At 33.7% G+C, this 20,123-nt stretch carries 22 protein-coding genes, 1 other RNA gene and 1 other annotated feature (1 of these 24 only partly in view); of the genes, 3 read left to right on the forward strand and 20 right to left on the reverse strand.

Annotated features, from left to right (window positions below; all coding sequences use genetic code 11):
- Window positions 1–19: 19 nt before the first annotated feature.
- From tsaD to AC0GLR_RS05340, 17 genes are all read right to left on the reverse strand, one after another.
- Window positions 20–1,057, reverse strand: coding sequence for a tRNA (adenosine(37)-N6)-threonylcarbamoyltransferase complex transferase subunit TsaD (gene tsaD, locus AC0GLR_RS05260; RefSeq protein ID WP_495604425.1), 1,038 nt, complete (start codon window positions 1,055–1,057; stop codon window positions 20–22).
- A gap of 16 nt (window positions 1,058–1,073) precedes the next feature.
- A complete protein-coding gene (locus AC0GLR_RS05265; protein ID WP_495604426.1) occupies window positions 1,074–1,673 on the reverse strand; it encodes a GNAT family N-acetyltransferase in 600 nt (199 codons plus the stop codon).
- Window positions 1,657–2,382, reverse strand: coding sequence for a tRNA (adenosine(37)-N6)-threonylcarbamoyltransferase complex dimerization subunit type 1 TsaB (gene tsaB / locus AC0GLR_RS05270; RefSeq protein WP_495604427.1), 726 nt, complete (start codon window positions 2,380–2,382; stop codon window positions 1,657–1,659). The genes AC0GLR_RS05265 and tsaB overlap by 17 nt, the downstream gene beginning before the upstream one ends.
- A 14-nt stretch (window positions 2,383–2,396) precedes the next feature.
- Entirely contained in the window at window positions 2,397–3,149 is a 753-nt protein-coding gene (locus AC0GLR_RS05275) for an acyl-[acyl-carrier-protein] thioesterase (protein WP_495604428.1), read from the reverse strand.
- 23 nt (window positions 3,150–3,172) lie between these two features.
- Window positions 3,173–4,054 (reverse strand): 16S rRNA (cytidine(1402)-2'-O)-methyltransferase, encoded by an 882-nt coding sequence (gene rsmI, locus AC0GLR_RS05280; RefSeq protein WP_495604429.1) that lies wholly within the window; start codon window positions 4,052–4,054, stop codon window positions 3,173–3,175.
- Window positions 4,055–4,058: 4 nt separating this feature from the next.
- Complete coding sequence (locus AC0GLR_RS05285; protein ID WP_495604430.1) at window positions 4,059–4,385, reverse strand: DNA replication initiation control protein YabA; 327 nt, start codon at window positions 4,383–4,385, stop codon at window positions 4,059–4,061.
- 21 nt (window positions 4,386–4,406) lie between these two features.
- Complete coding sequence (gene holB, locus AC0GLR_RS05290; RefSeq protein ID WP_495604431.1) at window positions 4,407–5,429, reverse strand: DNA polymerase III subunit delta'; 1,023 nt, start codon at window positions 5,427–5,429, stop codon at window positions 4,407–4,409.
- 3 nt (window positions 5,430–5,432) lie between these two features.
- On the reverse strand, window positions 5,433–5,759 hold the full coding sequence (darA, locus tag AC0GLR_RS05295) for a cyclic di-AMP receptor DarA (protein ID WP_495604432.1): 327 nt from the start codon (window positions 5,757–5,759) through the stop codon (window positions 5,433–5,435).
- An 11-nt stretch (window positions 5,760–5,770) separates the two neighbouring features.
- Window positions 5,771–6,403, reverse strand: coding sequence for a dTMP kinase (tmk, locus tag AC0GLR_RS05300; protein ID WP_495604433.1), 633 nt, complete (start codon window positions 6,401–6,403; stop codon window positions 5,771–5,773).
- Window positions 6,404–6,531: 128 nt separating this feature from the next.
- Entirely contained in the window at window positions 6,532–8,469 is a 1,938-nt protein-coding gene (locus AC0GLR_RS05305) for an ABC transporter ATP-binding protein/permease (protein ID WP_495604434.1), read from the reverse strand.
- Window positions 8,470–8,614: 145 nt separating this feature from the next.
- Window positions 8,615–8,857: a YaaL family protein gene (locus AC0GLR_RS05310; RefSeq protein WP_495604435.1), complete on the reverse strand. Its 243-nt coding sequence runs from the start codon at window positions 8,855–8,857 to the stop codon at window positions 8,615–8,617.
- 8 nt (window positions 8,858–8,865) lie between these two features.
- A complete protein-coding gene (gene recR, locus AC0GLR_RS05315) occupies window positions 8,866–9,465 on the reverse strand; it encodes a recombination mediator RecR (protein WP_495604436.1) in 600 nt (199 codons plus the stop codon).
- A 13-nt stretch (window positions 9,466–9,478) separates the two neighbouring features.
- The gene (locus tag AC0GLR_RS05320) at window positions 9,479–9,796 is read right to left on the reverse strand and encodes a YbaB/EbfC family nucleoid-associated protein (protein ID WP_495605421.1); all 318 of its coding nucleotides are present in this window, start codon (window positions 9,794–9,796) and stop codon (window positions 9,479–9,481) included.
- Between the two features lie 17 nt (window positions 9,797–9,813).
- Window positions 9,814–11,532, reverse strand: a complete 1,719-nt coding sequence (gene dnaX, locus AC0GLR_RS05325; RefSeq protein ID WP_495604437.1) for a DNA polymerase III subunit gamma/tau — start codon at window positions 11,530–11,532, stop codon at window positions 9,814–9,816.
- Between the two features lie 117 nt (window positions 11,533–11,649).
- Window positions 11,650–11,746: signal recognition particle sRNA small type (gene ffs / locus AC0GLR_RS05330), an RNA gene on the reverse strand.
- A gap of 40 nt (window positions 11,747–11,786) precedes the next feature.
- Complete coding sequence (gene tadA, locus AC0GLR_RS05335; RefSeq protein ID WP_495604438.1) at window positions 11,787–12,251, reverse strand: tRNA adenosine(34) deaminase TadA; 465 nt, start codon at window positions 12,249–12,251, stop codon at window positions 11,787–11,789.
- A 1-nt stretch (window position 12,252) separates the two neighbouring features.
- Window positions 12,253–12,858 (reverse strand): class I SAM-dependent methyltransferase, encoded by a 606-nt coding sequence (locus AC0GLR_RS05340; protein ID WP_495604439.1) that lies wholly within the window; start codon window positions 12,856–12,858, stop codon window positions 12,253–12,255.
- Window positions 12,859–13,007: 149 nt separating this feature from the next.
- Between AC0GLR_RS05340 and nrdH the strand changes: the two genes are divergently transcribed.
- From nrdH to nrdF, 3 genes are read left to right on the forward strand one after another with little or no spacing between them, the layout of a single operon-like run.
- Window positions 13,008–13,247 carry a glutaredoxin-like protein NrdH gene (gene nrdH / locus AC0GLR_RS05345; RefSeq protein ID WP_495604440.1) on the forward strand — a complete coding sequence of 80 codons (240 nt, stop codon included), beginning with the start codon at window positions 13,008–13,010 and terminating at the stop codon, window positions 13,245–13,247.
- Window positions 13,248–13,300: 53 nt separating this feature from the next.
- Window positions 13,301–15,469 (forward strand): class 1b ribonucleoside-diphosphate reductase subunit alpha, encoded by a 2,169-nt coding sequence (nrdE, locus tag AC0GLR_RS05350; protein WP_495604441.1) that lies wholly within the window; start codon window positions 13,301–13,303, stop codon window positions 15,467–15,469.
- Between the two features lie 14 nt (window positions 15,470–15,483).
- Window positions 15,484–16,500: a class 1b ribonucleoside-diphosphate reductase subunit beta gene (gene nrdF / locus AC0GLR_RS05355; protein WP_495604442.1), complete on the forward strand. Its 1,017-nt coding sequence runs from the start codon at window positions 15,484–15,486 to the stop codon at window positions 16,498–16,500.
- 47 nt (window positions 16,501–16,547) lie between these two features.
- On the opposite strand, the gene AC0GLR_RS05360 is transcribed toward nrdF, so the two are convergent.
- Genes AC0GLR_RS05360 through AC0GLR_RS05370 form a run of 3 tightly spaced genes read right to left on the reverse strand, consistent with a single transcriptional unit; the run spans window position 16,548 to window position 19,831 of the window.
- Window positions 16,548–17,471, reverse strand: coding sequence for an L-lactate dehydrogenase (locus tag AC0GLR_RS05360; protein ID WP_495604443.1), 924 nt, complete (start codon window positions 17,469–17,471; stop codon window positions 16,548–16,550).
- A 58-nt stretch (window positions 17,472–17,529) separates the two neighbouring features.
- Complete coding sequence (mmuM, locus tag AC0GLR_RS05365; RefSeq protein WP_495604444.1) at window positions 17,530–18,441, reverse strand: homocysteine S-methyltransferase; 912 nt, start codon at window positions 18,439–18,441, stop codon at window positions 17,530–17,532.
- Window positions 18,422–19,831, reverse strand: a complete 1,410-nt coding sequence (locus tag AC0GLR_RS05370) for an amino acid permease (RefSeq protein ID WP_495604445.1) — start codon at window positions 19,829–19,831, stop codon at window positions 18,422–18,424. Before AC0GLR_RS05370 ends, mmuM begins: the two co-directional genes overlap by 20 nt.
- 46 nt (window positions 19,832–19,877) lie before the next feature.
- Window positions 19,878–20,123 (reverse strand) — a binding site (T-box leader); it runs 5 nt beyond the window's last position.

The following is a 20,123-nucleotide window of genomic DNA, read 5'->3' on the forward strand; positions in this document are numbered from 1 at the left end:
GTGTGATGCTCGTTTTTAATTATTCTTCTTCATTTTCAACCCATTCAAATTCAAGACCTGGATTAGCATTTAATGACATATCTGCTTTGTCATCATGACGTTGTAACATTTCTGCTGCAGCTCCAATCATAGCAGCGTTATCACCACATAATTTTAAAGGTGCTTTAACAAATTCAACATTACGTTTTTTCAATTCCTGATCTAAACTCTCACGCAAACCTCGATTAGCAGCTACCCCTCCTGCTAAAATAAATTCTTTTGCAGGATACTTATCTAATGCACGTATAGATTTACTAACCAAAACATCAATGACTGCATGCTGAAAACTAGCAGCTAAATCATTTTTATTCAAAGTTTCATTAACTTGCTCAGCATGATGAACTGTATTAATAAAAGCACTTTTTAGTCCACTAAAACTAAAATCAAAATTATCATCTTTTTCCATAGCACGCGGAAATGCAAAGGTATCATGGCCTAGATGTGCCATCTCATCAACTTGAGGTCCAGCAGGATAGTTAATTCCTAATACCCGCCCAATCTTGTCATAAGTCTCACCAGCTGCATCATCACGAGTTTCACCAATAATTTTAAACTCGCCTTCTTGTGGCATCCAAACTAACTCCGTGTGACCGCCTGAAACTACCATAGCCAACGCTGGAAATTCAATTGGGTGTTCAAAATTAGTTGCGTAAATATGCCCAGCAATATGATTTACTGGAATTAATGGTAATTGATGCGCCCAGGCAACCACTTTAGCAGCAGTAATTCCTACTAATAACGATCCTACCAATCCCGGTCCATATGTAATGCCAACTCCAGTTAAATCAGTATAATTAACTCCAGCTTTTTGCAAAGCATCGTCAATACAAATTGTAATTTGTTCAATATGATGACGACTAGCAACTTCCGGTACTACACCACCAAAACGTTGGTGACTTTTTATTTGCGTGGCTACAACGTTAGCAAGAATTTCTTTACCATTTTTGATAACTGCCACGCTAGTTTCGTCACAACTGGTTTCAAATGATAAAATCAAACTATTTTCATTTTTCATCATTAATCACTTCACCATCTTATCTTCCAAAGTTATTTGAAGCTAAGTAATTTTTCTTGTCTAAATTTAACCGTAAAACAATCGCATTCTCGCCATCATTATAATAATTAGGTTTTACTTCTTCTTGTACAAATCCCAAGTCCTTAAATAAATCTTGGGTTTTAATATGACCAACCTGACAAATGAAAAAGACACAATTTAATCCCATTTCACGTGCTCGTTCAATAATAGTCGTTATCAAAAAATACCCTAAACCTTGATGTTGAAATTTAGGTAATACAGCTACATTTTGAATTTGACAACATTTATTGTCACGCGAAATTGAAATGCAAATGAAACCAACTAACTCATCATCTTTTCGTAAGATTAAATAAAAACGATCTTTATTATTGTTTAATTGCGTTTTAAACTGAGCTTTAGTCCATTTCATTTCATTACCATAAGCAGCCTTATCGACACGAATAATGTCTGGAAGATCAGCAATCATCCCTTTACCTAAAAAATAAGTATTTCCACAAATATTAACAAATCGATTTTTAAATTCTAATGCTTCTTTAATCTTAGTTTCATTTCTATCATTAACATTTTTGCGATACCATTCTTTAAACTTGTTCAACATATGATTCGTGACCTTCTCCTGGATGTAATTTTTGCCAATCTGATTCGGCTTGTGTCAATCTTAAATAATTTGGAACAAATTCATCTATATCATGAACTGGATGTTGTTGTTCTCCATAAATACCAATTCTAGCAGCTTGTGGTAAATTATCAATTCCAACGACCGACTTAAAGTTAGTACCAAAATGAGCTTGTAATTGAGTTTTAAAATTAACAACATCTGATCCTACAAAAACAATTGATTCCTCAAATTGATCCAGTTGTTTTAACCACTTTTCAAACGCAATATGTTGATCGGGTAAAACATTTTCTGGCCCAGTTGGTGTGATACGATACAATCCTGTAAATAAAATATTATTACGGGCATCAAAAGTTGGAGCCACTAACTGACCTTCTTTTTCCACATTTAACGAAAGTGCTAATAAACTAGAAATTCCTACTAAATCAATCTTTAAAGTATCAGCTAAAACTTTACCAATTGTGACTGCTACCCGTAATCCTGTATATGATCCTGGACCTTGTGCTACAACAACTCGATCTAAATCATGAGGTTTTAGATTAGCTACTTTAACTAAATTTTCAATTACCTGCATGGCATATGCCGCATGTTTTCTTTGCGTTGTAATAGTTGTGGTTGCCAACACTTTATCATTATCTAAAACTGCTATTGATAAAGGACGGTTCGATGTGTCTAATGCTAAGACCTTCATTTATTTCACTTCTTTTAATTAGTTTTCTTCCATTCAATTTGGGCAACTGATTTAATTTTCCCGTCAACTAAAATTTGATGAGCAGTTACCGCCTGTTTATCATCTTTTTCCACAATCTCTGCCTGACTAACCACATGATCTCCATAACGAACTTCATCAGCAAATTTAACACTAAATTTAGTTGCTACATGATTTTTCAAAAAATCATAATCCAACGTGTTACTCATCCAACCAATATATCTGGTATTGCTGACATGACCATTAAAATCAATATCCGTAAAACACACTGGGTATTTCATTTCAGCTGAATCTGTACCTTCAACCTTTTTAATTTTACGCATTTTTTCAATTCGTTTAACTTTTTCGCTTCCATATGGAGTAACCACATCAACATCAATTTTAACCATTTTACGAGTATCTAAATTCATCATGACCCATAAACTATTCACTGATACTAAAATATTATCATCCATATCGCGGACCCAGAAATGTCGATCAGCAAAGTTTCTCGTATAACTAGTCCCCTGAGTTTGAATTTTAACAGACTCATTCGCTTTGGGAAGTCGATTAATATCAACATCATATTGAATTACTACCCAAGTAACACCACTTTGCTGTACTATATTAGTTCCTACTTGAAGATTTTGTGATTGGTCTTCTGAAACTTGAACGATTATATCAAGTAAATACTGGAGTGTCACATCACTTCTAATGTCGGTTTCGAAATTTGCAATTCGATAATTTTCTGAAAAAATTGTACCTGCCATAAAAATACTCCTAATTATTTTTCCTAAATATGATGAAACTGATTATAAACATCCTGACGCACTAATTGATTTAACTTTGCCACTTGTTTAATCGCTACATTTGGTTTATTTCCACGCTCAATCAATCTTTGTACCTGCTCTTCAATGGGTAATTCTTTTATTTCATCATACTCTGTTTTATTTTTTTTCTTACTCTTTGTGTTTCCTGCCACTAAAATCACAAATTCACCGCGCATTTGGTTATCTTCAGTCCATTTAACCAAATCATCAATTCCGCCACGAACATATTCTTCATACTTTTTGGTTAGTTCACGTCCTAAGGTTGCTTGACGATTCCCGAATACCTTTTGCATATTAATCAAAGTTTTCTTTACTCGATAGGGAGATTCATAAAAAATCAATGTTGGATATTCATTTGCCAAATTTTGTAATTCTTCAACTTGATCTTTGGGCTTGCGCTTCAAAAATCCATAAAATAAAAATGGTTGTGGTTTCAAACCTGAAGCTATCAGACTAGTTAGACCTGCATTTGCCCCTGGAACACTAATTATCGGAATACCAGCTGCAATACATTGTTCGACCAATTCATGACCGGGATCACTAATCGACGGCATTCCTGCATCACTTACCTGTGCAATATTAAATCCTGCTTTTAGCTTTTCAATCAATTCAGGTGCTCTTGATTCGGTATTATGTTCATGAAAACTGATCTTTTTGGTTTTAATTTCAAAATGATTAAGTAACTTTTGCGTATTGCGCGTGTCTTCAGCAGCAATTAAATCTACTGATTTAAGCACATTGATTGCTCTAATCGTCATATCTTCTAAATTACCAATCGGGGTTGGTACCAAATATAACTTTCCTGATTCGCTATTTGCAAAACTCATTTGCGTTTGTAAAGTCATCTACTTATCTTTCTCCATAAATAATATCAGTACAGAAAATACAGCTTTCATTTTTCATTCGCCGTTTGCCATAATATTGGTTACAAATATGATATCCCTGATTATAAAGTTTTTCTAAATTCTTTTTCGACATCGATAACTCTTGAACACCTTTATTCTTATTTTTAGAAGAATTAAGTAACTCTCTGAGATGTTCATTTTCAATTTTCAATTCGGTGTTTTCTTCCAAAATAGCATTTACTTTTCCACGCATTTCGGAGATTTTAGTGACCATTTGTTCAAATTGAATGGTAAGATTATCCATTCCTTCATCCATTTTATTTGTATTCAACTTGGTCGTTCCTTTCATTTGTTATCTCATAAAGTTCAAACAATCCAAAGTCACAACTTCTAAAATACTTTGAAAACCAACGTTAATATTTTGTTTTCTAGCATTTATTAGGATATCTTCAATGATACTGAGTAATTGATTATCTGACAATTGATTTCCAACTTGTTTAATCAAATCATAAATATTTCCAAAAGCCAATTCACTGGCAGGCGTGTTTTTAAACTTAACGTTAAAAACATCCCTAAATATTAAACACATCATATTAAGTGTAACTTTTTGATCCTGTCGATCACGGATTAACGGCATCATATTAGTTTGAATCAGAGGAAATGCTTGATAATCTTTATGAGCTAATTTTGTAAACCATTCTTCAATTTGTTGTTTTATTTTAGACAACCAGTTATCTTCGCATAAACGATCAATTTCATTGGTATCACTGGTTAATTTTAATGCGAGATTAATCTCTGTTTTGGTTAATTGCTGTTTTTCAAGATAACTAACTAATGCAGCTCGATTAACTTTTGGAAATTCGATTAACTGAGTTCGTGAAACAATCGTATCCAATAGTTTATGATAATCATCCGTCAACAAAAATGAATTAACATTCCCAGCGGGCTCCTCAATAAATTTAAGCAAGCTATTAGCAGCACTAGTTGTCATTAAATCAGCAGCATCAATAATAAAAACTTTGCGATTACCTTCGACAGCACTTTTTGAAAATTCACGCTTCAATAATCTTATTTGTTCAACTTTGATACTTTGGCCGTCAGGTGATAATACAAACACATCAGGATGTTCGTTATTAGCTATTCGTACGCATTCGTTACAAATTCCGCAAGGATACCCGTCGTCTTGTACATTTATGCAAAAAAGCCGCATCGCAAGGACCTTTGCTACCGCTAATTTACCTAATCCAGCCGATCCAGAAAATAAATAGGCATGACTCAAGTCACCGTTTTCAATAACAGTCATTAAATGTGAAATAATTTGCTTTTGATTATTTTTAGCTTGTGTAATTAGCTGTTGTGCTTTAGTAGTTGGCATCTTTTAAAAGCGGTGGAAACTATCAACTGGAAGCACCATGACAGTTGCCCCTCCTACTTGTACTTCAACTGGATACGAATTATCACTAATACTCCCCGCTAAACTGATTGGTGGAGTAACATATTGTTTCCGTGACTGACAAGCTGATTTGATAATGTCAAGAACTTCAGGAACTCGTTCATCATCAACACCAATCAAATAGGTTAAATTTTTAGATTTTAAAAAGCCGCCTTTGGTTGGTAATTGCGTTGCAATAATTTTTTGTTTATTTAATTCTGCTTGTAATTTTGGGACATCTTTTTCTTGAACAATGGCCAGTACTAGTTTCATTATAATCTCCTCTATTCAAAATATTGCGGGAAACGCTGCTGTATAATCTCTAATACATTTGCGACGACCTCATCAACTGATTTGGTAGCATCAACTTTTACAACTCGTTTGGGATTGGATTTAGCAATTTCATCATAGGCATCATGCACTCTAATATAGAAGTCATGTTGTTGTCGATCTAACCGATTAATTTCATTAGTACGATGCTGCATAATTCGTTTAAGCCCAACTTCAACTGGCACATCAAAGTAAATTGTCAAATTTGGCATTACATGATTAGTTGCAAATTGATTCATATCAGCAATCTGCTTTTCACCAATTTTTCGACCTGCTCCTTGATACGCAACTGAACTATCAACATAGCGATCACATAAAACCAGTTTATGATGTTCAAGAGCTGGAATTATCTTTCGTACTAAATGTTCACGACGTGCAGCAGCAAATAAAAGAGCTTCTGTACGAGCATCCATTTCGTTGTCCATAATAATATTACGAATTTTTTCCGAAACTGAATTTCCACCTGGCTCTCTGGTCGTTACTAATCGACTACCTAATTTAGGTTGTAAGATCTCAATAATTCGGTTTAAAACAGTTGTTTTACCAGCTCCATCGTTGCCTTCAAATGTAATAAATTGTCCATCCATCAGTAATCATTCCCATCATTTTCTACGTTAATTGTACTTTAAGTTAAAATCAATGTCTATTTTGACAATGCATACTAATTTAATTTTAAACAAAAAAGACCGATTAAAAATCAGTCTTTTTTTTATAATTATTCAGCACTTAAACTAACAACTGGATCAACCTTTGCTGCTTTGTGCGCTGGTGCCAAGGCAGCCAATAAGCAGATTACAACTGAAATTGCAATTCCAAAAGTTGCATTTCCTAAACTAATCTGCATCAAAGAATAATGAATGGTCGAATCTGTCAAATGATTAATCCCAAATTCTGCTAAATAGGCTAAGATATCAGCTAAAATAGCCGAGAATAATCCTAAGAAAAATGCTTCAAAAATGAATAAATTTCTTACATTTTTTTTAGTAAATCCAAGTGCTCGTAATACTCCAATTTCTTTGGTTCGTTCTGAAACACTGATATACAATACCACAATAATCATAATTGCAGAAACCAATAAAGAAATTGCAGCAATTGAAGTTAAAACAGCAACTGCTAAATTAACATAAGTATTTAATGTGGAAACAATACTTCCAGCACCAGTAATTTGAAAATCAGATTTGCCATCACTACTCTTCAATGATTTGATTGCATCTTGAACTGGTTGAACATTGCTAACACCACCCGAGATATCAACAGCCAAATAATTAGGACTAAACTTCAATCCATTATTTTTATACATTGATTCTAATGTGTCATATGAAATTGCGTCAACACCATGAGTTGAATTTGTTACTCCACTAACCTTCACCTGTTTTTGTAAAACCTTTGGTTTAGATTTATCACTAGAAGCATTTACATATAAAGTAATCGTTTTACCTGTCATATCATATGGATGATGTTTATTAAACTTCATGGCTTCATCTTTATTAATCAAAATCTCGTCTTTACCAGGTATGGTACCTGATTTTATATTTTTCTTTTTAATTGTACCATCATAAGTTTGCAATCCCGACAAATCAGTAGTTTTATTATCAGATTTTAACTGTCCACCGCTCATCGAATAATAACCTTTTTGAACACTTTTAACATGTTTGATTTTTTTGATTTGTTTTTCATCATGATTAGTTAAATTAACCTTGTTAGCTTGATCATCATTAGCAGCTTTAGTAGTTACTTGAATCGTATTAGGATTAATTTCAGAATAAATTTCATGGTTAATATAACCTTTAGCTCCATTTCCCAATCCTAACATAATCACTACACTGAAAATCCCAATAGCGGCTCCAAACATAATTAGTAAGTTTCGCTTTAAATTATATCTGAAGTGCTGCCAAGCCATCATTGCGATTGAGCTTGCACTTGCAACTTTTGATTTGAAAGGACGTTTCTCTTTTGGAATCGGATAAGGAGGTTTTAATTCTTTATCTTCATCGATTAACCCATCTGCTAAATGAACAATCCTGGTTCCGTAGTTAGCAACAATTTGAGAATGAGTAACGGCAATCACTAGTTTACCGTCTTCGGCAATCTCATTCATCAGTTTTAAAATATCATCAGTATTTTTAGCATCTAATGCCCCTGTGGGTTCATCAGCAATAATAATGTCTGGATCAGCTGCTAACGCTCTAGCAATTGAAACTCGTTGTTTTTGTCCACCAGATAACTGGTTGGGATATTTATTAGCATGATCGGCTAAACCAACTTTAGCTAATAATTCATCAGCTCTTTTTTCCTGTTGTTTATGAGATAAAGTCGTCATTTCTAATGAAACCATGACATTATCACGAACGGTTAAATGACTAATTAAATTAAAACTTTGAAATATAAATCCAATCGTACTACGACGATATTCATCTAATTGTTTAGCAGTATCATGTTTTAAAGATTTTCCTTCAAGGAGAACATCGCCTGAATAATTGCTGTCTAAACCGGCAATGATATTCATTAAGGTTGTTTTCCCTCCACCAGATTCTCCTAAAATTGAAACAAATTCACCGCGTTCAAAACTAAGGTTGATTCCATTTAAAACATGAAAGTCTTGGTTATCAACTCGATATGATTTTTTAATGTCTTTTAATTGTAAATATGGCATTATTATCTCCTTTTAATTACAAACTATGATCAACTCCGTTTTTTAATATTATACATGATATAATATCGATTTAACAATAAAAAATGTAAATAAAAAAAACTTTTAAATTTTTATCTCAATTTAAAAGTTTTTTTATTAAAAATAATTAACGATCATATACATTCGATTGAATACGATCATTCTTAATATTACGTTTGCGTGCCTGACGATACATAAATTCAAATTTTTGTTTAGCAAGTTCAGTATGCGCAAGGAGCTGCTGGTCAACATCTGCAACTGCTTGTTCAGTTTGTCTGGCCTGATCCCAATCCTGTTTTAAATAATTAATTGAATTTAATAGTTCATCATCATAGATTTTTTCAAAATTTTTTCTTTTAAATCCAAACATGCATTACCTCACATTTCAGTTCGTCCTTCAACTGCTTTAAACAATGTCATCTCATCTGCATATTCAATGTCACTTCCAACAGATAAGCCTCGAGCCAAACGGGTAACTTTAATTCCTGCGGGTTTTAAAAGTCGAGATAAATACATTGCAGTAGCATCCCCTTCTGGAGTGGCATTAGTCGCAATGATTACTTCTTTAATTGCTTCATTTTTCTGCAGTCGCTTGATTAAAGAACTAATATTAATATCATCTGGCCCTTTACCTTCCATTGGAGATAAAACTCCATGTAAGACATGATATAGTCCATGGTAATCCTTCATTTTTTCCATCGTAACAACGTCTTTGGGCTGTTCAACAACCAAAAGTTCTGACTGATTACGAGTCTCATCAAGACAAATGTCACAAGGATCATTTTCAGTAATGTTGCCACAAATAGAACAAAACGTTAATTTCTTTTTCGTATCCATTAAGGCATTAGAAAATTTTTCAACGTCGTCTTTATCCATATCAATGGTATAAAATGCTAACCTTACAGCGGTCTTTTTCCCAATACCAGGTAGGTGCATGTAACTATCAATCAGTTTTGCAACTGGTTCTGGATATTGCATTTAAATCCCCTCTTTACATACCTGGAATATTCATTCCTTTGGTATATTTACCCATTTTACTTTGAGTGGTCTCTTCAATTTTAGCAAGTGCATCATTAACAGCACTAATTACTAAATCTGAGAGCATGTCAGGGTCATCTGGATCAATTGCTTCTGGTTTAACCTGCATATCTTTCATTTTACGATTACCACTAAAAGTAACAGTTACCATTTCTTCTGGAGAAACTCCTTTAAAATCTTGACTTTCAATTTCTCCTTGTTCAGCAGCCATTTTCTTTTGCATTTCCTGTGCCTGCTTCATAATCTTACCCATGTTCATTCCATTCATAATTAATTCTCCTTTATTATTTAATCATCTTCAATATTAACTAAATCATCGCCAAATAATTCTTTAGCTTTTAAAACTGAACTACTTGGCACTTCAGCATCTGACTGTTTAACTGATCGTTTGTTTTTTTTAATGGGATTTTTTTCTAAATATTCTTTACGAATCGCAGGCCACTCTTCATTGGGAACAAATAACAAATCTGCCACTCTTCCAAATATTTGATCCATTCCATTTTGTAAAGCATCCATTAAATCTTGATCGTTACCAGCTTTTTGATATAAAAAACCGTAATCAAACGCAACAACTACCCCATCATGACTAGCAGCAACTGGTTTTGAAACATGCATAATCGCCCGTTGTGTAACGGTCAATAACTGCATCAATTCATCCCAATGCTGCTGATATTCGCTAAGATCTTCCCTAGTAGCCGCACCTAAAACTGCAAAGATCTTGGTTAAGTTTACTTTAGGCTTTGGTTCTGAATCATGAGATTCACGACTACGAGGCTTCTTTTCTGGGGTCTTATTAGATATTTGAGGATTATTTACTGTTTGCTTTTGAAAATCATTTAATTGTTCAGTTAAACTAGCAATTTGCTCTTTTAATGATACCAATTCTTTGTTGGTTTCGCCATTATCAACTGCTTTAATGGGATCTTTTTGATTAGCCAAGCGAACTGTTAAAATATCAAGATAAACATCCGGATGATAAGTATAACGAATCTGTTGTTGAACGTTATTCATAGTTTCAACGTATTGATAAATTAATTTACTATCAATCATTTGTGCAATATCCGCAAATTTATCTCCTAACAAACCTAATTCACTATCGCTAACCATTTGGGAGTCTTGTTTGTATAACAGCAAATGTTGACAATAATCAATTAAATCCTCAATAAATTGACTAGCATCTTTTCCATTATCTAAGATTGTTTCAACCACTTGTAGCCCATCGCTAACATCACCTTTAATGACATCTTGCACGTATCGTTGTAAATCATCACGTGCCACGCTTCCGGTGACTTGAAGTGCGCTTTCATAAGTAATCTGATCATTACTATATGACAAGGCCTGATCTAAGATACTCAAAGCATCTCGCATCCCACCTTCAGCACTTTTAGCAATTACTTTTAAAGCTCTCTCATCATACTTAATATTTTTAGAAGTTAGAATTTTTTCCATCTGTTCTAAAATGTCTCTAGCCTTAATTCGTTTAAAATCAAATCGTTGCACCCGAGAAATGATAGTAGCAGGAATTTTATGCGGTTCAGTTGTAGCCAAAATAAAAATCACATGAGCCGGTGGTTCTTCCAAAGTTTTTAATAACGCATTAAAAGCACCCGTTGATAACATATGAACTTCATCAATAATATAAACTTTATATGTAGCTTCTGTCGGAGCATATTTAGCTTTGTCACGAATATTACGAATCTCTTCTACACCATTATTAGAAGCGGCATCAATTTCAATCACATCATTTAAAGATCCGTTATTAATGGCAATACAAGTTTCACATTCATTACAAGGTTCGCCATCTTTTAGATTTTTACAATTAACTGCTTTAGCTAAAATTTTAGCAGTTGAAGTTTTACCAGTTCCCCGCGGACCACTAAAAAGGTAGGCGTGGCTAGTTTGATCTGTTATTAATGCATTTTTTAATGTTTGCGTAATAACTTTTTGACCCACAATTTCATCAAAACGTTGTGGTCTCCAAACTCTGTACAAAGCCTGATAGCCCATGAAGAACTTCCTTTCTGTTTAAATCCAATTTACTTAACTATTATAGCTTGAATAATAGGCAAATGCCACGCAAAATAATTGTAAAAAAAATCTCCCAGTCAAATGACTGGGAGTTTATTAGCTAAATCAAGAAGCACAAAGCAGGAAATACTTAGTGCTGCTTCCTTCCGGACCTGACACGGTTCGTAAGTCTGCCTTTGCTTCAGGGCCTTACGGCAATTACTATATTAGCTCATAAATCTATAATTGTCTAGTTATTTACTTGATTTTCTTTTTGATTTAAAAAAAGATTGCATAATTTTAGCAGCTTGAGTTGCCTTTACTCCATCTAAAACTTCAACCTGATGATTTTGGCGTGGATCAGTCAATAATTTATATAAACTGTTAACCGTCCCACCCTTTTTATTGTTGGTTCCATAAACAACCCGTTTAATTCTAGAATTTAAAATCGCACCCGCACACATCAAACACGGTTCAACTGTTACGTACAAAGTGCAATCATTTAATCTCCAACTATGAAAAGCAACACAAGCTGCTTCAATGGCAATAATTTCGGCATGCTGAGTTGCAATCTCAGTATGTTCTCGTAAATTGTGTCCTGTGGATACCACTTTTCCATCTTTCACAATTACTGCTCCAATTGGGACTTCCCCCACTGAAGCAGCAAATCGAGCCTCTCGTAATGCAAGATTCATATAATATTCATCGTCTATTTTCATATTAATCTACCCGTCTACTGACTAGAATATAATATCCCTTGTCACGTTTGACTATTTTTACGTTTCCAAAAATTTGTTTCATTAATTTCTTAGCTGAGGGAGCTCCCTGCTTTTTTTGTAACACAACCGTCAGAGTCCCATTTTTTTCTAAATGATTAATTGATCCGGTAATCATTTGATCTACAATTTCTTTTCCAGCTCGGACTGGGGGATTAGTTACAATTGCAGCAAACCGACCAGTCACATTTTCATAAACATCAGATGGAAAAACAACAACGTTATGAATATCATTATTTTCAGCATTTCTTTTAGCTAAATCCATTGCCAAATTATTAACATCTACTAATTCAAACTGTCGTTTCGGATATTTTTTTGCCAAAAATAATCCGATTGGACCATAACCACAACCTAAATCTAAAACTTTTCCAGTTGGAATTTGATCTAAATCAACGTTATTAATTAAAACACGAGATCCATAATCCACTGTTTTTTTAGAAAACACTCCGTTGTCAGAAACAAAACGTAATGTTTGGTTCAACAATGAATAATTCCAATTTTTTTCTTCGTGTTTAACATCGGGATTCGGTGTATAATAATAGTTACTCAAAAAATCACATCCTAAAATTATTTTTTATGTTTCACACACCATATATAGTGTGTTTCCCAAAAAGGAGACGCTATATATGGTGTTTTCTTATTGAAAGATTGTCAAAACGTAGTAAAATTTAATCATGAACTTATAAGGAGCTGACGAATATGAATCATGTAACTGTATTTACTAAAAATAACTGTATGCAATGTAAAATGACGAAACGTTTCTTAACAGAACATAATGTTAGTTTTACTGAACAAAATACCACTGAAAAGCCAGAATTAATCACATATCTTAAGGAACAAGGATTTCAAGCTGTTCCAGTTGTTGAAAGTGACTTGTCTGAATCATTTAGCGGATTTCAACCAGGTCGACTTAATCAATTAGTTGCTAAAATCAGCTAATTTATTTATTTAAACCGATTACTTTCATTATACACATTAAGGAGAGTCAGTATATGTCGTTAAAGGACCAAAAAGACATAAGTTATTTCAGATTAAATAACGAAATTAACATTCCAAGCAAAGATGGAAAAATTAGACTTGAAAAAGATCAGGAAGCTCTAGATGCTTTTTTAAAAGAAAATGTTATTCCAAACACCGTTAAGTTTGATTCACTAAAAGATCGTTTCGATTATTTAACCAAAAACAAATATATTGAAACAGAATTTCTCAACAAGTATCCTTTTTCATTCGTAGAAAAAACATACCAATATTTACGAGAACAAAATTTTCATTTTAAGTCATTTATGGCAGCTTATAAATTCTACGCTCAATATGCCATGAAAACGAACGATGGAAATCAATATCTTGAGAATTATATCGATCGTGTTGCAATGAATGCCCTATACTTAGCTAATGGTAATCAAGAATTAGCATTGGAATTGGCTGATGAGCTGATTCACCAGCGTTTTCAACCCGCTACACCAACTTTTTTAAACGCTGGAAAAAAGCGACGTGGCGAACTAATTTCTTGTTTTTTAATTCAACCTACTGATGATATGGATAGCATTGGAAGAACAATTAATTCCGCACTACAACTTTCTAAAATTGGTGGTGGAGTGGGAATTAATCTTTCCAATTTAAGAGCTGCTGGAGATCCAATCAAACATATTCAAGGAGCTGCCAGCGGTGTCATGCCAGTTATGAAGTTACTTGAAGATAGCTTTAGCTACTCGAATCAGCTTGGACAACGTCAAGGTGCCGGAGTAGTATATTTAAGTGTTTTTCATCCTGATATCGTTGATTTCATGTCTGTTAAACAGGAAAATGCCGACGAAAAAATTCGAGTTAATACCCTTTCTCTTGGTATCACCGTTCCAGATAAATTTTACGAATTGGCTAAAAATGATCAACAAATGGCTCTTTTTAGCCCTTATGATGTTGAAAAAGAATATGGCGTTCCCTTTTCATATGTGGACATTACCAAAGAATATGACAACATGGTTAAAAATCCTAATATTCGCAAAAAATATATGAAGGCTCGTGATTTAGAAACTGAAATTGGTAAATTACAACAAGAGTCTGGATACCCTTACATTATGAATATTGATACTGCTAATCGGGAGAACCCTGTTGATGGAAAAATTGTTATGAGTAATCTCTGTTCTGAAATTATGCAGGTCCAAACTCCATCGATTATTAACGATTTACAACAGTATGATCAACTAGGAACTGATATCTCATGTAATCTAGGTTCAACAAATGTTGTTAACTTAATGAAATCACCTGATTTTGGAAAATCAGTAGATGCTATGGTTCGAGCTCTAACTTTCGTAACTGATTCTAGCAAAATCAATGTGGTGCCCTCAATTCGTCGTGGAAATGATTTAAGTCATTCTATTGGTGTCGGTGCAATGGGACTTCATTCTTATTTTGCTCTCAATCATATGTATTATGGCTCACCCGAATCAGTTGAATTTACGGGGGTTTATTTCATGTTACTTAATTATTGGACGCTGGTAGCTTCTAATAAAATTGCTAAAGAACGTGGAGAATCCTTTCATAACTTTGCTAAAAGTAAGTATGCTGATGGCAGTTATTTTGATAAATACATTAGTAAAGATTGGGGTCCTCAATCTGATAAAATCAAAAAACAATTTAAAGATGTCTTTATTCCAACTACTGCAGATTGGGAAAAACTTAAACAATCAGTCATGGAATATGGTCTTTACCATCAAAATCGTATGGCTGTTGCACCAAATGGATCAACAGCCTACATTGGGGATGCAACTGCTAGTTTGACTCCAATTGTTAGTCGTATTGAAGAACGACAAGAAGCTAAAATTGGTACAATCTTTTATCCTGCACCTTACCTTTCCAATGACACTTTAAAATATTATCAATCAGCTTATGACATTGATATGCGTAAGGAAATTGATATTTTCGCCGAAGCTCAAAAGCACGTTGATCAAAGTTTGAGTATGACAATGTTTATGCGTTCCACAATTCCAGAAGGCATGTATGAATGGAAGAATGGTCGCTCGGAAAAAATGTCAACCAGAGATTTAACTATTCTTAGAAATTATGCTCATAATAAAGGAATTAAATCAATTTATTACGTTAGAACATTTACTGATAATAACGATACCATTGGTGCTAATCAATGTGAAAGCTGTGTCATTTAGGAGGCAACAATTCAATGAATATGAACGAAGTGTTAACCGGTAAATTAAAAGGTAACTATAAAGCCATCAATTGGAATCAAGTCGCTGATGAAATTGATAAAGCAACTTGGCACAAGTTAACTGAACAATTTTGGCTTGATACCCGAGTACCCGTTTCAAATGATTTAAAAGATTGGCGTGAACTTGATGATGATCATCAGTGGTTAGTAGGTCACGTTTTTGGCGGATTAACATTGCTAGATACGCTCCAATCACAAGATGGAATGGCTGCATTACGAAACGATGCTACTACTCAACATGAAATTGCTGTTTTAAATAACATTCAATTTATGGAATCTGTTCATGCCAAAAGTTATTCAACTATTTTTTCTACTTTAAACACTCCTACAGAAATCAACGAAATTTTTGACTGGAGTGATACTGAAGAATATCTTCAAAATAAAACTAAAAAGATTTATACTCTGTATCATGACGATGGTAACCCCCTCAAGAAAAAAATTTCCAGTGTTTTTCTTGAGACATTCCTCTTTTATTCCGGATTCTTTACTCCTCTTTGGTATTTAGGCCATAACAAACTTACTAATGTAGCTGAAATCATCAAGTTAATTATTCGTGATGAATCAGTTCATGGGACTTACATCGGTTATAAGTTTCAAATTGCTTTTAATCAACTAGGAGAAAATGAACAAAAAGAGCTAAAAGATTGGATGTATAACTTTTTATATGATTTATATGAAAATGAAGAAAAATATACTCATCTATTATATGATGGCGTTGGCTGGACTGATAAAGTCTTAACTTTCATTCGCTATAACGCAAACAAAGCACTCATGAACTTAGGGCAGGAACCAATGTTTCCTGATACTGCCGAAGATGTTAATCCAGTTGTTATGAACGGAATTTCAACTTCTACGGTTAATCACGATTTCTTTTCCGAAGTAGGTAATGGTTACCGCTTAGGAAATGTTGAAACTATGGATGATGATGATTACAAGATTGGTTCTTGGGAAGACAAACGAAAAAACAAATAAATATTAAAAGACGTAAACGCGTGATAAACAACGTGTTTACGTCTTTTTTATTTACTATATTTTTTAAAATTAGATTTAATAAAATCAGCAGAATTTTGTAATTTATCCTTTTCTGAATTCGTTAAATTCAAGTTTACTTTTTCAACAACTCCCTCACGACCAATTATGACTGGATAAGATAGATAAACCCCATACTCTTCACGATAATTAGACACAGGAAGTTCAGCTCGAGCATCGCTTAAAACAATATTTGCAAGTCTGACAGCCGCAGTAGCAACCCCGTAATTAGTGTATCCTTTACCTTTAAATACGACAAAGCCACCATCTTTAGCATCCTGATCAATTTCTTGTAAATCTAGATTACGAGTTTTAGCTAATTCTTCTAAAGATTGATCAAGGGCGCGAACTGTTGACCAAGCGGTGAATTGAGAATTACCATGTTCACCTAAATTGTATCCACTTACCGAACGTGAATCGATATTTAATTTATTAGCAACTGCCCGTTTCATTCGAGCAGAATCTAATAAAGTTCCAGTTCCAATCACATGTTCTTTAGGTAATCCAGTAACTTCTTGATAAAGCTGAGTAATAACATCTACTGGATTGGTAATGGCAATAATAATTCCATTAAACCCAGCATCTCTGATTTTAGCAGCAACTTCCTTTACATTTTTGCTTGTAAACGGAAGTTCGGCAAAACGATCATTATCTGCGTTATCATTTAATCTAACATTTCCGAGGGCAGAAATAATCACATCTGCATCCTCTAAAGCTGCATAGTCGTTCACAATAATGTTAGTGTGAAATGGTAAATTGGGCATTGCTTCTTCAAAATCCAAAGCATCAGCATTAACTTTTGCTTCATTTTTATCAATCAAAACTAAATCATCTGCAAATCCACTAGCAACAATATAATGAGCTACTGTTGAACCAACATGTCCATCACCAACAATTCCAATTTTACGTGTCATTTTTCTACCTCCTATTTTTAATTAAATGTATTGTAACAATCATTTTAATAAATTAACATTATTTTTTTAATATTTTTGCAATTTGTGCAATATCTTCAGGAGTCGTCCGACAACATCCTCCAATAATAGTAGCACCTTGAGCTAACCAATTAGGTACTTCTTGTTGAAAAGTATCCACATGTGGAACTGTAGTCCAAGTTTTAGTTTTAGGATTATAAATATCGCCAGGGTTAGGATAAACTACAATTGGTAAATTAGAAATATTACGTATCAATTTTATAATTGGAGTAATATTTTCAATTTTTGTACAATTAACGCCAATTCCATCTATATTATCCTGCTGAGTTAACCATTTAATCACAACTCTTAAATCCGTTCCATCACCTAATTTCGTTGCATCTTTGATACTTAAACTAATCCAATACGGAATTTTATCCGGTAAGTCATTAATAATTTTTACTAAAGCTTTGACTTCTTGAAAATTTGGAATAGTGTCAATTGATAATAAATCGGATCCTGAATCTATTAATGTTTCAATCTTTTCTTGATGAAAATTCTGATAATCATGAAAAGATAACTCATAATTACCGGTATATTCTGCTCCATTAGCTAAATAGGCCCCATATGGACCAACACATCCAGCAACTAATCCATTAGAATTATAATCATCACGAGCCTGTTTAGCAATTTTAACTCCTGATTTTATTAACTCGATTGCCTCATCATGCTTAATTCCATTTTTAGCAAATGCTACTACATTAGCTTGATAGGTATCCGTAATTGCAATGTCAGCTCCTGCTTTAAAATAACTGGCATGAACTTGATAAATTGCCTCAGGATTATCAATTAATGCGTTCGCGGACCATAGTTCATCATTCGTTTTAACACCTAATTTTTCTAGCTCGGTTCCCATAGCCCCATCTAACACTAATCTTTGTTTTAGTCTTTGCTTAACGGCTTCCTTTGTCATGTGCGACCCCTTTCCTTCTTTCGTGTTTAAGTTTAACTTCATAAAATATGTAACAAATTAAAACAAATGGAATTGTATAATACAATGCAATTCTTTGATTTGGATCAAACCAAATTAAAATGCAGGATAAAAAACATAAAACAAAAGCAGCAATCGGAGTCCAAGGATAAAATGGGGTTCGATATGCAAGATCACTTAACTTTTTACCACTTGCAAGATATTTTTTTCTAAATTGCAATTCTGACAGAGCAATTGCCATCCATACAAACACAACTGCCAAACCAGAAATTGAAACTAATACCAAATAGACTGAACCTGCAGCATAAACTGCTGAAAATAAAGCAAAAATACCACCAATCATACTAGCTGTTAGGGCATAGATAGGAATCTCATGACGATTAGTTTTTTGAAACACTTTAGAAATTAATCCCTCATTTGCTAGGGACCATAACATCCTAGTTGAAGCATATAATCCCGAATTAGCAGCTGAAATAATTGCTGTTAAAACGACTAAATTCATAATGTCAGCAGCAAATGGAATTCCCATTTCGGAAAAAATAAGCACAAAAGGACTCTGAGTAACACCTGCTTGTTGATATGGAATCAAAGCACTCATCACAATCATACTGCCAATAAAGAAGATAATTAAACGCCACAAGGTTGTTTTAATTGCTTTAGGAATTGTGGTAGCTGGATTTTTAGTTTCACCCGCTGTAATTCCAATCAATTCAGTGCCTGAAAAAGCAAAATTAACGGTTAACATCGTTGTGAACACACCGCTAAATCCATTAGGAAACCAACCATGTGCATAAAAGTTTTTAAACCCAATAACTTGATGAGTTCCATGAAAGCTAAATATGCCAAAGATTGCGGCTGACCCTAACAATATAAAAGCAACAATTGCAGCCACTTTAACACTTGAAAACCAAAATTCAGTTTCAGCAAACAACTTGACTGAAAATGCATTAATAACAAAAATCAAAATAATCAGTCCAAAACTCCAAATCCAAGTTGGAATATTAGGAAACCAATGTTGCATAATTAAACCGGCGGCTGTGAATTCTGAACCTAGTGCAATTGTCCAAGTTAACCAGTATAAAATTGCCACTACAAAACCTGCACTTTTCCCCAAATATTTTTGTGCATATACGTGAAATGAACCAGTTTCAGGCATAGCTACCGATAGTTCCCCTAAACAAAGCATTACTAAATATACAATGATTGCCCCAATTAAATAAGCAATAATGGTTCCAATTGGCCCTGCTTCATGAATGGTATACCCAGAACTTAAAAACAAACCCGTTCCGATTACTCCGCCCAAAGAAATCATCAAAACTTGCCTAGATGTCATTTCTCGAGCTAAATGTTTCTTACGTTGGTGCTTGTCCATATTTTCCCCTCCTTAACTGAAAGCAAATAAAAAACACCCGTCCTCATAAAAGGACGAGTGTAATCGCGATACCACCTTAGTTTATATATTTTTCACAAAACATATCTCTATAAGTTGCACTGAAATATGCTTCAGTATAACCTTGTGATGATATCGGTAACAAACCCGTTGTTAGCTAATTATTCACCAACAAAGTAATTTAAAGTCCATTTTCTAAACTTCAACTTCATTCTTTTTCACCAACCAAGAACTCTCTGAGAAATTTTAGTTTATACTCAACTTTTACTTTTTT

This window comes from Fructilactobacillus sp. YLN 2412 (genome assembly GCF_059488745.1).

Coding starts and splice junctions, on each gene's coding strand:
- nrdH (WP_495604440.1), top strand. CDS start 13,008: ATGAATCATGTAACTGTATTTACTAAAAATAACTGTATGCAATGTAAA.
- AC0GLR_RS05310 (WP_495604435.1), bottom strand. CDS start 8,857: ATGTTTGGATTTAAAAGAAAAAATTTTGAAAAAATCTATGATGATGAA.
- nrdF (WP_495604442.1), top strand. CDS start 15,484: ATGAATATGAACGAAGTGTTAACCGGTAAATTAAAAGGTAACTATAAA.
- tmk (WP_495604433.1), bottom strand. CDS start 6,403: ATGGATGGACAATTTATTACATTTGAAGGCAACGATGGAGCTGGTAAA.
- rsmI (WP_495604429.1), bottom strand. CDS start 4,054: ATGACTTTACAAACGCAAATGAGTTTTGCAAATAGCGAATCAGGAAAG.
- AC0GLR_RS05305 (WP_495604434.1), bottom strand. CDS start 8,469: ATGCCATATTTACAATTAAAAGACATTAAAAAATCATATCGAGTTGAT.
- holB (WP_495604431.1), bottom strand. CDS start 5,429: ATGCCAACTACTAAAGCACAACAGCTAATTACACAAGCTAAAAATAAT.
- tadA (WP_495604438.1), bottom strand. CDS start 12,251: ATGAAAATAGACGATGAATATTATATGAATCTTGCATTACGAGAGGCT.
- AC0GLR_RS05360 (WP_495604443.1), bottom strand. CDS start 17,471: ATGACACGTAAAATTGGAATTGTTGGTGATGGACATGTTGGTTCAACA.
- darA (WP_495604432.1), bottom strand. CDS start 5,759: ATGAAACTAGTACTGGCCATTGTTCAAGAAAAAGATGTCCCAAAATTA.
- AC0GLR_RS05265 (WP_495604426.1), bottom strand. CDS start 1,673: ATGTTGAACAAGTTTAAAGAATGGTATCGCAAAAATGTTAATGATAGA.
- mmuM (WP_495604444.1), bottom strand. CDS start 18,441: ATGACAAAGGAAGCCGTTAAGCAAAGACTAAAACAAAGATTAGTGTTA.
- recR (WP_495604436.1), bottom strand. CDS start 9,465: ATGCAATATCCAGAACCAGTTGCAAAACTGATTGATAGTTACATGCAC.
- tsaB (WP_495604427.1), bottom strand. CDS start 2,382: ATGAAGGTCTTAGCATTAGACACATCGAACCGTCCTTTATCAATAGCA.
- AC0GLR_RS05275 (WP_495604428.1), bottom strand. CDS start 3,149: ATGGCAGGTACAATTTTTTCAGAAAATTATCGAATTGCAAATTTCGAA.
- AC0GLR_RS05370 (WP_495604445.1), bottom strand. CDS start 19,831: ATGGACAAGCACCAACGTAAGAAACATTTAGCTCGAGAAATGACATCT.
- dnaX (WP_495604437.1), bottom strand. CDS start 11,532: ATGGGCTATCAGGCTTTGTACAGAGTTTGGAGACCACAACGTTTTGAT.
- nrdE (WP_495604441.1), top strand. CDS start 13,301: ATGTCGTTAAAGGACCAAAAAGACATAAGTTATTTCAGATTAAATAAC.
- tsaD (WP_495604425.1), bottom strand. CDS start 1,057: ATGATGAAAAATGAAAATAGTTTGATTTTATCATTTGAAACCAGTTGT.